The sequence below is a fragment of the Paraburkholderia sp. J12 genome, from assembly GCF_905220215.1.
Lineage (GTDB): Bacteria > Pseudomonadota > Gammaproteobacteria > Burkholderiales > Burkholderiaceae > Paraburkholderia.
In genome coordinates, this window is the sequence record NZ_CAJMZC010000007.1 from 83,336 (window position 1) to 96,903 (window position 13,568).

At 64.0% G+C, this 13,568-nt stretch carries 12 protein-coding genes; 5 read left to right on the plus strand and 7 right to left on the minus strand.

What is annotated here, in order from left to right; all coding sequences use genetic code 11:
* Positions 1 to 28 precede the first annotated feature (28 nt).
* From U5760_RS16920 to U5760_RS16935, 4 genes are all read left to right on the plus strand, one after another.
* A complete protein-coding gene (locus U5760_RS16920; protein WP_415914120.1) occupies positions 29 to 1,051 on the plus strand; it encodes an ABC transporter permease subunit in 1,023 nt (340 codons plus the stop codon).
* Between the two features lie 87 nt (positions 1,052 to 1,138).
* Entirely contained in the window at positions 1,139 to 2,083 is a 945-nt protein-coding gene (locus U5760_RS16925) for an ABC transporter substrate-binding protein (protein WP_322013364.1), read from the plus strand.
* A gap of 121 nt (positions 2,084 to 2,204) precedes the next feature.
* Positions 2,205 to 2,918, plus strand: a complete 714-nt coding sequence (locus U5760_RS16930; RefSeq protein WP_322013366.1) for an alanyl-tRNA editing protein — start codon at positions 2,205 to 2,207, stop codon at positions 2,916 to 2,918.
* Between the two features lie 75 nt (positions 2,919 to 2,993).
* Positions 2,994 to 3,860, plus strand: a complete 867-nt coding sequence (locus tag U5760_RS16935; protein WP_322013367.1) for an AraC family transcriptional regulator — start codon at positions 2,994 to 2,996, stop codon at positions 3,858 to 3,860.
* An 81-nt stretch (positions 3,861 to 3,941) separates the two neighbouring features.
* Here U5760_RS16935 and U5760_RS16940 read toward each other — a convergent pair whose 3' ends face one another.
* From U5760_RS16940 to U5760_RS16955, 4 genes are all read right to left on the minus strand, one after another.
* On the minus strand, positions 3,942 to 5,525 hold the full coding sequence (locus U5760_RS16940; RefSeq protein ID WP_322013368.1) for a trypsin-like serine protease: 1,584 nt from the start codon (positions 5,523 to 5,525) through the stop codon (positions 3,942 to 3,944).
* A 38-nt stretch (positions 5,526 to 5,563) separates the two neighbouring features.
* Complete coding sequence (locus tag U5760_RS16945) at positions 5,564 to 6,682, minus strand: hypothetical protein (protein WP_322013370.1); 1,119 nt, start codon at positions 6,680 to 6,682, stop codon at positions 5,564 to 5,566.
* 432 nt (positions 6,683 to 7,114) lie between these two features.
* Complete coding sequence (locus U5760_RS16950) at positions 7,115 to 8,911, minus strand: diguanylate cyclase (RefSeq protein ID WP_322013372.1); 1,797 nt, start codon at positions 8,909 to 8,911, stop codon at positions 7,115 to 7,117.
* Between the two features lie 139 nt (positions 8,912 to 9,050).
* Complete coding sequence (locus U5760_RS16955; RefSeq protein WP_322013374.1) at positions 9,051 to 10,298, minus strand: DUF1479 domain-containing protein; 1,248 nt, start codon at positions 10,296 to 10,298, stop codon at positions 9,051 to 9,053.
* 98 nt (positions 10,299 to 10,396) lie between these two features.
* On the opposite strand from U5760_RS16955, the gene U5760_RS16960 reads away from it, so the two are divergent.
* On the plus strand, positions 10,397 to 11,374 hold the full coding sequence (locus tag U5760_RS16960) for an AraC family transcriptional regulator (protein ID WP_322013375.1): 978 nt from the start codon (positions 10,397 to 10,399) through the stop codon (positions 11,372 to 11,374).
* Positions 11,375 to 11,411: 37 nt separating this feature from the next.
* On the opposite strand, the gene U5760_RS16965 is transcribed toward U5760_RS16960, so the two are convergent.
* From U5760_RS16965 to U5760_RS16975, 3 genes are read right to left on the minus strand one after another with little or no spacing between them, the layout of a single operon-like run.
* Positions 11,412 to 12,293, minus strand: a complete 882-nt coding sequence (locus U5760_RS16965; protein WP_322013376.1) for an anti-sigma factor — start codon at positions 12,291 to 12,293, stop codon at positions 11,412 to 11,414.
* Positions 12,290 to 12,808: a sigma-70 family RNA polymerase sigma factor gene (locus U5760_RS16970; RefSeq protein WP_322013377.1), complete on the minus strand. Its 519-nt coding sequence runs from the start codon at positions 12,806 to 12,808 to the stop codon at positions 12,290 to 12,292. Before U5760_RS16970 ends, U5760_RS16965 begins: the two co-directional genes overlap by 4 nt.
* On the minus strand, positions 12,787 to 13,554 hold the full coding sequence (locus U5760_RS16975) for a transcriptional regulator (protein ID WP_322013378.1): 768 nt from the start codon (positions 13,552 to 13,554) through the stop codon (positions 12,787 to 12,789). Before U5760_RS16975 ends, U5760_RS16970 begins: the two co-directional genes overlap by 22 nt.
* Positions 13,555 to 13,568 lie beyond the last annotated feature (14 nt).

Below are 13,568 nucleotides of genomic sequence, written 5' to 3' on the forward strand. Positions count from 1 at the left end.
ACGAGAGACGTTACATCAGGAGTACGACATGAGAAATATTCTTCCCCGCCATAGCGTCGCTGCCGCGCAGGCACAAGCCAGCGCCGGCGCACGGGATGGCCACCGCGCGCGCATGAAGTCGCTCATGCGCACGGCCGGCATGCTCCCGGTTCTCGTGCTGCTGTGCGTGGGCTTCGGCTTTCTGACCGACGGATTCTTCACGCTCGAAAACCTCTCGATCGTCACGCAGCAGGCCTCCATCAATATCGTGCTGGCCGCCGGCATGACCTTCGTGATCCTCACGGGCGGCATCGACCTCTCGGTGGGGTCGATCCTCTCCGCTGGCGCCGTGGCCGCGATGCTGGCTTCGAACATTCCCGGCTGGGGATGGCTCGGCGTGCCCGCAGCGCTCGCGGTCGGCCTCGGTTTCGGCATCGTCAACGGCGCGCTTATCTCGTTCCTGCGCCTGCCGCCTTTCATCGTCACGCTCGGCTCGCTCACCGCCGTGCGCGGCATCGCGCGCCTCATGGGCCACGACACCACCATCTTCAATCCGCAACTGTCGTTCGCCTTCATCGGCAACGGCACCGTGTTCGGCATTCCCTGGCTCGTGATCATCGCGCTCGCCGTAGTGGCCGTTTCGTGGTTCGTCCTGCGCCGCACCGTGCTCGGCCTGCATATCTATTCGGTGGGCGGCAATCCGGAAGCCGCGCGCCTCTCGGGCATCAAGGTGTGGGGCATCGAACTCTTCGTCTATGCCATTTCCGGCCTGCTCGCAGGGCTCGGCGCGGTGATGTCCGCCGCGCGCCTCTATGCGGCGAACGGACTGCAGCTCGGCCAGTCGTACGAACTCGACGCCATCGCGGCCGTGATCCTGGGCGGCACGAGCTTCGTGGGCGGCGTGGGCTCGATCGTCGGCACGCTCATCGGTGCGCTCATCATCGCCGTGCTTTCCAACGGTCTCGTGCTGCTGGGCGTTTCGGACATCTGGCAATACATCATCAAGGGCCTCGTGATCGTGGGCGCCGTGGCGCTCGACCGCTACCGCCAGCGCGGCTCGGCTCGCACGTAAAACCCGCTCCCCCGCATACAGCACCATCGGGCACGAGCGGTCCTCTCGCGCCCGAGCCAAACAACAGGACCTTTCTGGAGGCAACCCATGTTCAAGAAGAAAGCGGTCTTCGCCGCTGCCGCCCTCACCCTCGGCTTCGCCCTGCAAGGCGCGCATGCCGCGGACAAGCAGCTCAAGTCGATCGGCGTGACCGTCGGATCGCTTGGCAATCCTTACTTTGTCACGATCGTCAACGGCGCCGAAGCCAAGGCAAAGCAGATCAGCCCGAATGCCAAAGTGACGGCCGTTTCCGCCGACTACGACCTGAACAAGCAGTTCACGCAGATCGACAACTTCATTTCCGCGCACGTGGACATGATCCTCCTGAACGCCGTGGATCCGAAGGCCATCCTGCCCGCCGTGCAGAAGGCGCGCGCCGCGGGCATCGTGGTAGTGGCCGTGGACGTGAGCGCTGCCGGTGCGGACGCAACGGTCCAGACCGACAACGTGAAGGCCGGCGAGCTTTCCTGCGACTACATCGTGAAGAAGCTGAACGGCAGGGGCAATGTGATCATCGAAAACGGCCCGCAGGTCTCGGCCGTGATCGACCGCGTGAACGGCTGCAAGTCGGTGCTCACGAAGGCGCCGGGCATCAAGGTGCTCTCCGACGACCAGGACGGCAAGGGCTCGCGCGACGGCGGCATGAACGCCATGCTCGGTTATCTCACGCGCTTTCCGAAGCTCGACGCGGTCTTCACGATCAACGACCCGCAGGCGATCGGCAGCGACCTCGCCGCGAAGCAGCTGCACCGCGGCAACATCGTGATCACCTCGGTGGACGGCGCGCCCGACATCGAAGCCGCGCTCAAGACCGATACGCTCGTGCAGGCTTCGGCCAGCCAGGATCCGTGGAAAATGGCACAAACGGCGGTGGACGTGGGCTACGGCATCATGAACGGCAAGAAGCCCGCGAACGCGCTGATCGAGATGGCGCCGCAGCTCATCACGCGCGACAACGTAGGCAGTTACAAGGGCTGGTCGTCGCCGCATTGATGGCACGCGGCGTGCGCCCTGCGCAATTTTGACCAAGACGGGGCGATTCGCTCCCCGTTAGAGTGGCGGCAACCCGAAGTTCCTCCTCGAACTTAGCCACGGCTTATACGAGGTTGCCGCCATGCCCCACTATCTCTGCCACGACCACCCCGACCTGCTCGACTTCGAGGCGAGCGTGGTCGATGCCCGGCCCGGCGCCGTGCTGCTTTCGCGCTCCGCGCTGCATCCGGGCGGCGGCGGACAGGTCTGCGACACGGCCACCCTCACGCACGCCCATGGCGTGGCGCGCATCGTCGGCATTTCGGTGGAGGGCTGGCGCTGCTGGCATCTGCTGGATGCCCCGCTCGAACTCGCGGGCGACGTGCAGGTGAGCATCGACGCGGCACGCCGCGCAACCCTCGCGCAACTCCACACCACCACGCACATACTCAACGCCCTCGTTTATCAGGCATTCGACGGCGCGCTCGTGACCGGCGCGCAGATCAACGCCGATGGCATCGCCCGCATGGACTTCGATCTTCCCGAAGCCCCGAACGACGCCCTGCGCGCGCTCGAAGCCCCGCTGAACGACGTGATCCGCCGCGGGCTCGAGGTACGCACCTATCACCTGCCCCTGCGCGAAGCCGAAGCCACACCCGGGCTGATCCGCAGCCGCTCGGTAGCGCCGCCGCCCACGCCGGACGGCACGGTGCGTATCGTCGAGATCGGCGACCTGGACCGCCAGGCGTGCGGCGGCACCCATCTCTCGAATACGGCGCAATCGCGGCCAGTGCGCATCACCAAGGTCGAAAACAAGGGCCGCAGCAACCGCCGCGTGCGGATCGAGTTAACATGACAACGACGATGACAACGGCAATGCCAACAACGATGCCCGGCACGCCAGACCACGTCTGAAGAGATTTCGAGCGCGATGGAAGACACCCCTTCAACCGGAAATGCGGTCCTGTACCGGCGCGACGCGGCGCTTGCGGGGGCCGCGCTCGCCACGGCCCGCTACGGCGCACACGAATTCGACCGGCACGTGCACGACGAACTCGTGATCGTGATGACCGAATTTGGCGCCGGCGAGTGCCGCACGCGCGCAGGCGCGGACGTCTCCGGTCCGGGCACGGTGCGGGTGTTCGGACCGGGCGAATATCACTCGGGCCACGTCTGGGAAGACAAGGCGTGGCACTACCGTGCGATCTATCTCGACCATGCGGGTCTTGCCGCGCTATCTTCGGTGTTCAGCGAGGAGAGCCGCAGCGAACGTCTGCTCGCCGTGCCGCCCGGTCAATACCACGACGAAGTGCTGTGCCGGCTGCTGCTGAAGGCTCACGCAAGCCTCGACGAGAACGGCCCGATGCCACTGATGGAGCGCCAGGCGAACTGGTGGGCCGCGATGGGCATGCTGTTCGGCCGCTACGGACAACCGAAGCCCGAGGTGGACGAAGCGGCTGCCGCCGCGGGACGCGAGACGCAGAAAATGGCACAGGTGCGCGACTATATCGCCGCCCATCACGACCGCGACATTGCGGTGGACGAACTGGCCGCACTCGTCAATCTGAGCCGCTACCACCTGATCCGCGCGTTCTCTAAGGAATACGGCCTGCCGCCGCACGCCTACGCGAACCAGTTGCGTCTCATTGCAGCAAAGCGCCTGCTGGCAGCAGGCCAGAGCCCGGCGGATGCGGCCGCGAGCGCGGGCTTCTACGACCAGAGCCACCTGAATCGTGCGTTCAAGCGCGCGTATGGCATCACGCCGGGCGTCTGGGCGGCGCTCAAGCCTGCGCAATGAGGCACCCCAGGCCGCGGCGCAAGCTGTGCCGTCAAGTTGATAGAGCAACGATATCTTCGAAGCGCTACGCTAAAGCCAGATCTAAGAACACCCTGACGCAGCATTCGCAGTGACGGCACAGACCCATTGCCGATACACCGGTGTTGCCATATTCATGAATCGACTTACCGGCGCGCTCATACAGAAGCCTGCGTCCTGAATCGCGCTATCGTCCGAAGTGCCCTGCTGGCCGTAATAGTGGCTCGTCACACCGATCAGCGTACGAGGACGCGGTTCACCATCGGCAGGTGGACATCCTCGATTACGGCCCTCAAAAGCAGGCCCTCCGGAATCACCGACACAAAATGTGCTGATGTTGGTCGTGCCGACCTCGTCCAGCTCGAGTTCTGTATTGGCACTGTGCACCGGTGGTGAAGGCCACGTGACCCAAAGATCGCCCGAATGCCCGTCTCCCACGGTCGTAACTCCATACCCGGCAGTCGTAATCACGCCAACGTAGTCTTCGGTCGGTAGCGTCGCCGGCACAACGGTTGTTACGGCGTCGGCATCTTGAAGCTTGATGAGGGCAAGGTCGTTGGGGTAGACCCAATCAGCGCGAACCGTTTGCCCAGCTACCGTTATGACGTTTCCATCCTGAATCACCTTACCGGGGTCCCAACCTGGATTGACGACAACCCGGTCGACGCGTTTATAGGTATCCTCTGCGTTCGGGTCAGCATACCTTGCATAGACGGCGGCATGTTGAAGGTCGCCGAACTGGAGAATCGCGTTGCCGGCACCATCCCGTCGATCGGCAGACTTACTTGAAAACGACTTCGCCGATTCGCTGGGGATGAAACAGTGGGCTGCGGACAAGACCCAATCCTTGTTAATCAATGTCCCTGAACATGTGCCTCCGATCGGAGTCGTAATTTCAACGACCTCACCGAATTGCGAGCGTAAGAACGTCTCGCACCGCTGCCCGTTCTTGACGCAATTGGCGCCGGCAAGTTGATCGAAAGGTGTCTGGCAATTCAGCAGAGACTGGCTCGGCGTGCCCGGGATCGTTTGCGTCGGGACCGCCCCAATAACCGGTTTCTGAGTACCGCCAGTCGCGACAGGCGCCTCTGGGTTTTGTGGCGGCGCCTCCGGCTGCGGATCTATGGCAACACCGGGATAGGTCTGTTCCTTACGCTTGTTGAAAACCGAATAGGCCGATGCCAGGACCTGCTTGTTCGGAAACGCCGAATTCAACGCATCGGCTATTTGAGGGGCATTCTTTTGTCGTGCCGACGCCCGAAGTGAACGTAGAGTTCGTTGCGCATCCTCATCATTGGGCGTCGCTTGACCGGAATGCACGACATCGCTCGCACTGGTATCCGGACCGCTTGTGGGTACGGCCGGGTACTTCAGCACCCCTATGCCAACGAGTTCGAGTCTTAACCGGTCCGTAATGCGTTGCCTGGCCACCTGCGGATCAAGCGTACGGATATCTTGCGCGATCGCCTCGTCCAGCTTCGGTGACAGCCTGAGGTTCTGGAGAAACATGAGAGAGGGGGGATTGCCCCGCGCTTTGAGAGCCGCATCAATCTGCGCCGCCCCTAACGCCGACGATATCGACAACAAGGGGATGGCCAGGGTCAAACATATCAAGGCGTCCACTAACTTACGAAAGACTCCGATCATTGTGTCCTCCCAGGTGCCATTTTGCGCTCCCACGTTGGCTACTTGCCGGTGGCCTTAGTGGTGGCCTTGCCGGTGGAGGTTGCCCCCTGGCTCGATTTAAGTTGAGCAATCCCGTCTGCCAGGGCCTTCAGGTCATCCAGATTCGTTGTAGGCGTATAGCTTTGTGGCGTAATGTTTGCGCCGCAGACGTTGTCGATTGCAATCGTTCCCTTGGCCGGTATGAGGTACGTCTCGATCCGGCTCGGATCGGCAATCGTTATTGCAGGGGCAACCACGACATCTCTTCCCTGAGTCGAGTCGTCAAGATCGCGAAGATGCAGGAAGACCTGCAGGCAAGGAGAAAACGGAAACAGTCTGCTTCCTGTCGGTGCTTTCGAGTCGGCAAAGAACGCGCTAGCGTCGGTCTCGCTGAACATCGGCTTTCCCATTCTTCCCGAGACAATCTCAAGACGGTATTTCCACCTGGAATGCTTCAGGTCAAAGGGACACCACTCGCTCTCGTCGATGGTCGCCACGGCAGTCCCCGGGGCGGTGCCGGCTGCAGCCTTGAAAACGCAATTTTCGACATCTGCGGGCGTAAGATCGAGGACATACGGCAACGTAACCTTTTGCAGCTGCCTGGGCGGCTGGTCCGCCGCGACCACGCCAGCAATAGCCGCTATGCTGGCAACCGCTCCGATCGACGTGGTAATCATGGACGCACTGTTGTCCTGACTGTCCGCGCCGATTTGCGTCAACCGCGAAGTCGCCGAGGCAAAGGTAGCCGAGATGTTCGGTTTAAAATAGAAAGTCTCATTGGGTGTGAGCGCGATTTGATACTGCGTTGATCCACCGGGTGTCACGCTAAACACCTCGTTTGCCAGGTCTTGGGCACTTGTGATGTCCTTTCTTGCACTGGCTCCTTGCGATCCCAGGCTTGCATTGACTGTGCGAGACAAGACGGCAACCGTATTCGTATTGCTACCCGCTCCTTTCGTATCGCTTGCCGCCGCGGCCGATGCTGCAGCCGATGCCGTTGCGGCCGTATCCGTGATCAAAACGTAAGAACCCGTGGGCGAGTAGATAATTGCACCGTCTCCGGGTGGCGATCCTGAGATGAGCAACGGCGAACCCGGCATCGAGCCGGTTTGATTCAAGTCATAGAGTGCATAGTCCACTTCTGGAGCATGTGCACACGAGCAAAGGACGAGAGAAGTGGCGAGGACTGTCCGCTTGTAATGTCGACAGATTGGTATGTCGATTTCATTGCCTTGGTGCATTTTTTCTCTCAGTTAGTATTGCTTATTAGTAGAGCGGAGAGAACTGAAAAAACAAGGATAGGTCTGTCCTTACTGGATACGACGATTCGATGACTGACAGCACGACCAGCGCGCCATCGCAAGTATAGATTACCGGATAAGAAATAAAAGGTAGAAATTACTTCAACTTGCTCGAAGGTCGCTCGATGAAATATGCACCTTGCATTACGCCACCTGAGTCATGCGTCAAGCGCCTTCGTTGCGGGCGCAGTGGAACATGGAAGATGGTCATTAAACCGTGACATTTGTTCAGGATTTCGAACAGAAATTGCTCTATGCAAGAAAGCGCCCTCAGGCGCATTCGATGCGATTGCGGCCGTTCGTCTTCGCGCGGTAGAGCGCGAGGTCGCTGCGCGAGAGCGCCGCTTCGGCATTCAAGTCGTCGGCGCACATCTCGGTAATGCCGATGCTGACCGTGAGCGTGACGGTCTCGCTCGCCGAAACCAGCGGCTGCTGCGCGATGCGCGCCTGAATGCGCTGCGCAATGACTCGCGCGCCCGCGAGGCCCGAAGCCCCCAGCAGGATGGCGAACTCCTCGCCGCCAATGCGCCCCGCCACGTCGGTCCCAAGCAGATCCGCGCGCAGGATATCGGCGAAATGGCGCAACGCACGATCGCCCACGGCATAACCCCAGCGGTCGTTGATCGACTTGAAATGGTCGAGATCGCACATCAGCACGGCGGCCGCGCCATTGCCCGCACGATGCAGGCGCGCGAGATGTGCGTCGAGGCGCGCCATGAAGTGGCGCCGGTTCGCGAGGCGCGTGAGTCCATCGGTCGTTGCGAACTCCTGCAATTCCGCTTCGATGCGCTTGCGCTCCGTAACGTCGGTGATGAAACCGTGCCACACCGTCACGCCGCCCGCGAGCCGCTGCGGCTTCGCATCGCCCTGCCGCCAGCGCAGCCCCTGGGCTGGCAGTTGCACGCGATACTCGAGGTGCCACGGCGAAAGACACGCCGCCGACTCCTCAAACGAAGCACGATACGCTTCGCGATCGTCGGGATGGATCAACGCGTCGATGCACGCGGCGTCGTGCGCCACCGCTTCCGGCGCGAGTTCGTAGATTTCGGCAATGCCCGCGCTTGCGTACGGAAACGAAACGCGGCCGTCCGGCAGGCTGCGGCGCTGAAACACGAGGCCCGGCACTTCGTTGGTGAGATTGGTGATGAGGTTGACCGACTCGCGCAGGCGCTCGGACATTTCGCGCATCGAAGTAATGTCGGTGGTCGTGCCGATCATGCGCAGCGCGCGGCCGGCGTCGTCGCGGCTCACCACCTTGCCGCGACTGCAGATCCACTTGTAGCGCCCGTCCTTGCAGCGGATGCGGTGCTCCACTTCGTAGCTCTCGGTACGGCCCTCGAAATGGGCCTGCATGGTGGCCTGCACATAGGCCAGATCGTCGGGATGCAGGCGCTGGTAGCTGTCCTCGATGCGGCTCGTCACTTCCTCGTCGGCATAGCCCAGCATGGCCTTCCAGCCCGTGGAATAGCGGATCTCGCCCGTGACGACATCGCGGTCCCAGATGCCCGTGCCGCTGCCCGCGATGGCGAGCGAGAACAGGCGCTCGCGGGCGCGCAGCGCTTCGACTTCCTCGCGCCGCACGGCGTCGTCGGCCTGCTGGCCGGCCAGCACCGCGGCCACGCGCGCGAAATCTCCGAGGCTCGCGCGTTCGGCTTCGGTCAGTTCGCGGGGAGCGGGGTCGATCAGACACAGGCTGCCGATAAGCTCGCCGCCCGGGCCCTGCAGTGGCCATGCCGCCACGAAACGAAACGGCAGTTCATGGGTGGCGCGCAAACCCGCGTGCCAGGCCGGATCGGCCCCCGTATCCGCCAACACGAGCGGCTGCCCCGTTCCCGGCTCGCCGCCCGCTTCGCGCAGGGCGTCGAGCGCTTCGCGCAGCGGCGCGTCGAGCGCGGCACCGGCCCAGTTGTCGCCGGGCTCGCCCGGTATCGCACACGCCACACGCACGCCAAAGTGGCTTTCGATCAGCCGCATTAGAGCGTCGAGCAGCGCTTGCGCCCCGGGGGCCTCGGGGCCGACGGGGTGCAGGGCGGCCTGAGCTTGAGCTGCGGGCGGCGTGGCGGGCATGGGCGTTCGAGGCAGTCCGGGGAAAAAGTCGGAGGAATTCAGGGGCGAAAAAGTCAGCGGCTAGTATATAGCGCCGCAATCGCCCCTTCGTGGCGTCTCCGTGGCATGCCTGCCTGACACTCGCCCACCATGCCCCCGATTACGCCTCGAAACCGAGTTGCGAACGGCCGAGCGCGGTAAGGTCGTTCGGTCCCGCACGCCCCACGAAGTCCACTTCGAAATGATCCCCGGGAAAGTCGGGCGGGCTCGTTCCCTCGACGAAGCCTGGCAACTGGCGCGCGAGGTACGCATCGTTCTTCGCGCAGCCCGGCGCCGCCGCGATGTACATCACGTTACTGTAGCCCGCGCCGCGATGCTCGTCCTCCACCGCGTGAATCACGTCGCTATGCCAGAACACGGTATCGCCGGCCTCCATCTTCGGGATCGACGAAAGCGCCTCGAAGAGCGGCGCATGCCATCTGGGATCGATCGAGAGCGCGCGGCCCGGCATCGCGCCGCACAGGTCGTCTTCGGCGACGTCGTCCTGCAGCGCGCGCAGCAGGATATAGGCCATCGCGTTCGCGATCGGCACGAGCTGCAAGGTGCCGTCTCCGGGCCCCTGGGGCGTGAGCGCCGTCCAGCCCTGGAACGTGCGGAACATCGAACACACCGCGGGCGAGGGAATCTCGCCCACATCGGGACGATAGGCGGCATCGAACGGATCGTAGCGCCGCCAGTCGCCTGCGAAGACATGGCGGTACACCTTGCGGAAATTCACATCGATCCAGCGTTCTACAGACCCGCCATCGCAGTGCGCCGAAAGTCCGAGCGATGCCGAACCCGGCGGCCGGCGCCGCAGGCGGTCCGCATAGACCGGCACGCGTTCGGGATCGAAATGCACGCGGCCCTCGCTTTCGCTGCGCCAGAGCCGGTTGAGAAAGATACGCGCGGCGGTGAGCTCGACAGACTCGCGCGCGAGCACCTGCGGGCGCGACCAGTAAATACCGTAGATCTGCGGCCGGCTGGACTTCAGTTGACCGAAATAACGGTCCTCGGCGCGGTTTTCGAGGCGGGTATCGAGATCGTTGCGTTCGACGTAGTGCGCAATCTCCTGATCCCATTGCGCGACGAGCGCCGGATCGAAGACCTTGCGGATCACACAGGCTCCACGCTGCTTTACGTGCGCGATCTGGGCGGCGCTCACGCGCTGCGCTGCAATATCGGCAAAGTCGATTTCGGGAATGACCGGCTCGCCACGATTGCGCCTCGCCGCAATCTCGCCCGCCTCGGCCCGGATAGCCGCCTCCACTTCGGCAAAGACCTCGCGATAGTTCGGCAACTGCGCGCGCAATTCGCGCTTCGCCTGGCGGATCGCCGCAGGAAGGTCGTCGATTTGCAGTGCTGCCATGCCCGTCTCCTTGATTGTGTGTTGGGGTATGCCAGAGCATAGAAGCGGGTCGTCACCGGCAGTGATACTATCCGGCCAATTACTTTGCGTTTTCGGCCATGAAACCTGCCTACGAACACGTCGAATTCGGCGATCAATGTTCCGTGCGCGTCTATCACCGGCGTCTGCCGCGCATTCCGTTCGAGTGGCACCGCCACCCGGAGTACGAACTCACGCTCACCATGAACAGCCATGGCAAGCGCTATATCGGCGACACGGTGACCCGCTACGAAGCAGATGACCTCGTGCTCGTGCCGCCCGACCTGCCGCATACGTGGGCCTCGAACCGCTCGATCGATGCGAAAGAGCCGCAGGTGGCCATCGTCGTGTGGTTCGATGGCGAGTGGGCGCGGCGCCTTGCCGATTGCTGCCCCGAGTATGCGCCGCTACGCAAGCTGCTGCGCCGCGCGGCCTGCGGGCTCGCGTTCGATGCGGCGGCAGGCGCCGCGATGCGGGCGCGGCTCGATGCGCTGCTTGCCGAAGCGCCGCGCACCCGGCTCGCCGCGACGCTGGAGATCCTGTGCGCGCTGGCCGAAGCGCCAGGCACTCCGCTGGCTTCGCCCAGTGCGTTCGGCGCGCGTGAATCCGGTCCTTCGGGGTACGAACCAGAACGGCTGAACCGCGTCCTCGCGATGATCGACGCGCAATTCGCGCAACCGCTGCGTCTCGCCGATCTCTGCTCGGCCGCGGGGCTCTCGGAACGCACGCTCGCGCGACAGTTTGCGCAGCACATCGGCGAAAGCGTCGGGCGTTATCTCACGCGCGTCCGCCTCGGCCACGCGTGCAGGCTGCTTGCGGATACCTCGTTGCCGGTTTCGGTGATCGCCACGCGGTCGGGATTCGCCAGCGTGGCGCATTTCAACCGGCAGTTCAAGGCTGCGAAGGGAACCACGCCAGTTGAATGGCGTGGGCAATATGCCGGGGAGCGTGCCACGATGGAAGCCGCGCCGCGGCTCACGGAGCGCTCGCCTTCGCTGGCGCCTCGCACAGCGCGCCAGCGAAGCAATAAACGCCCGCGACGTGCCGGACCGGCGTAACGCCGCCCGGCAGCCCGCGCGATGAAGGCCGGCAGCGTCAGCCCGCCTTCTCCACCGTCAATTGCGAATACACATCGTGCGCCAGTTCCAGCAGCACCTTGTGGTCGATCCCACCGGATAGCGCATAGCCGAAATCGCCGTCGACCCAGTAGAACACGCTCACCGGCCCGTCCTGGTACAGCTTGAACGCCGTGGTGTTCGAGCTGACCTTGCGGTGCGAAATGCAAAGCGTGATGCGCTCGCCCTGCGCGTTGTGATACATGAACTGCGCGACCTGACCGCCGTCGTCGCCGGGCAGGAGGCGGCCACCTGCAAGTTCGAAACCGCTCTTCTCCAGCATGGGTGGATGCACGTTGGTGCCCAGGCGGTTCGCGAGCCATTGCACGAAGTCCTGCTCCTGCGCACTCGTCATGTTGTCCGGCCGGCCCACTTCGGGCATATAGACGACATGCGCGAGCGCGGCCTGACGCGCGAACAGCTCGCTGCCATCCGCACTCGCTGCACGGATATCGGAACCGTTCGACGAACCGGCAGGCACCATGACATTCGTGCCCAAGTGCGTGCCCCAGCCGATGCCCACGCCCAGCACGAGCGCCGCCGCCATGCCGCCGAAGCGCGCGGCAAAACGCGGCCAGTTGGCGGCTTCGCGCTTGTTTCGAGGCACGACCTCGGCGTCTGCCCCGACACCCGCCTCGACCTCCGGCGTCACGCGCAGGCTCGCGGGCAACGGCTCGCTCAGCACGCGGTCGTAACGGTCGTGCAGCAGGTTGTTGAGCGAAAAATAGTCGCTCACACGCGCGGCGAGTTCGGGGTTGCGCTCCAGTTCGCGCTCCACGTCCACCCTGCGGGCTTCGGGCAGCGTGCCGTCCACATAGGCGTGGATTTCGTCTTCCGTGACGGGATTCATTTGCTCGCTCATCGCACCACCTTCAGGTTCGCACGCGGGGCTGCCCCGGCCATGAGCGCACGCAGCCGCTCACGTCCGCGAGAAAGACGCGACATGACCGTGCCGATGGGAATGTCGAGTGCCAGCGCCACATCGGCGTAACTCATTTCTTCGAGGCCCACGAGCAGCACCACCTCGCGCTGCTCGGCCGGCAGGCGCTGCAGCGCATAGTCGAGATCGCGCACTTCCAGCGTGCCCAGCTGGCTCGCGGGAACGGCGTAGTCGGTCTCGGGCACGGTCTCGTCGTCCACCGAAACGTGCGCGCCGCGCGCCGACGACTTGCGTACCTGGTTCACGAACAGGTTATGCATGATCGTGAAGAGCCAGGCGCGCAGGTCGGTGCCGGTGCGGAACAGCTCGGTGCGCACGAGCGCACGCTCCAGCGTGTCCTGCACGAGGTCGTCGGCCAGTTCCCGGTTGTGGATCAATGCCCGCGCGTAGCGTCTCAAACGCGGCACGTGGTCTATCAGTTCGTCGCGGATGCCCATGTCCCATCCTTATGCACTTGCTCGATCTCGTTGTCTGCCGTGCGACGGCCGCCGGCGGGCAGCATCGTCGCGATATCCGCCGCGCGCATCAGGCCGCGCGTTTCTGCACTGCCCGCCAGCACCCAGCGCGTGCCGTGCGCCGTCCAGCCGATCAGGCGCAGCCTGCCGACCCGCCGCGCGCTCCATTGCGGCTCGTCCTTCGCCAGCCAGGCGCGCGTGCCGAGCAGCACCAGCCGCTTGCCCTCCGCGTTTTCGTAGACGTAGCGGCTCGCGCTCGCGAACGGCCCCAGTTCGAGCGTGCTCGCGCTCACGAGCCGCAGACTCGCCGCTTTCAGGTCGAAAGGTTCGGCCATGCTTGCGTTTTGGCCCCCGGTTCCGGCGTTCTCCGCCTCCATGACCGCCATCACAGCGGCGTCGTTCAGGACCTGCTGGCTCGGCTCGGCCAGCGCGAGCCATCCTGCCGCCGCCGCGGCCAGCAAGGCCGCCAGCGCGAACGCGGCCAACACGGGCCACAGCCGCAACAGGCGCCCGATACGGCTGGGCGGCACCGCCGTGTCCGCCGGAGTATGCACCGGCTGCGGAAACGAGTACCGGATCTGCGCGTTCAGCCGCCTGTAGAACAGCACGCGCCGCCATTCCGCAGGGCGCGCGGCCAGATAGCGCCGCACCTGCGCGGCGCGCTCAGCGGCAATCGAGCCATCAGTGTATGCCTGGATATCCGCCTCGGACACGGGCGGGATTCCCATCGGCCCCTTGAAAA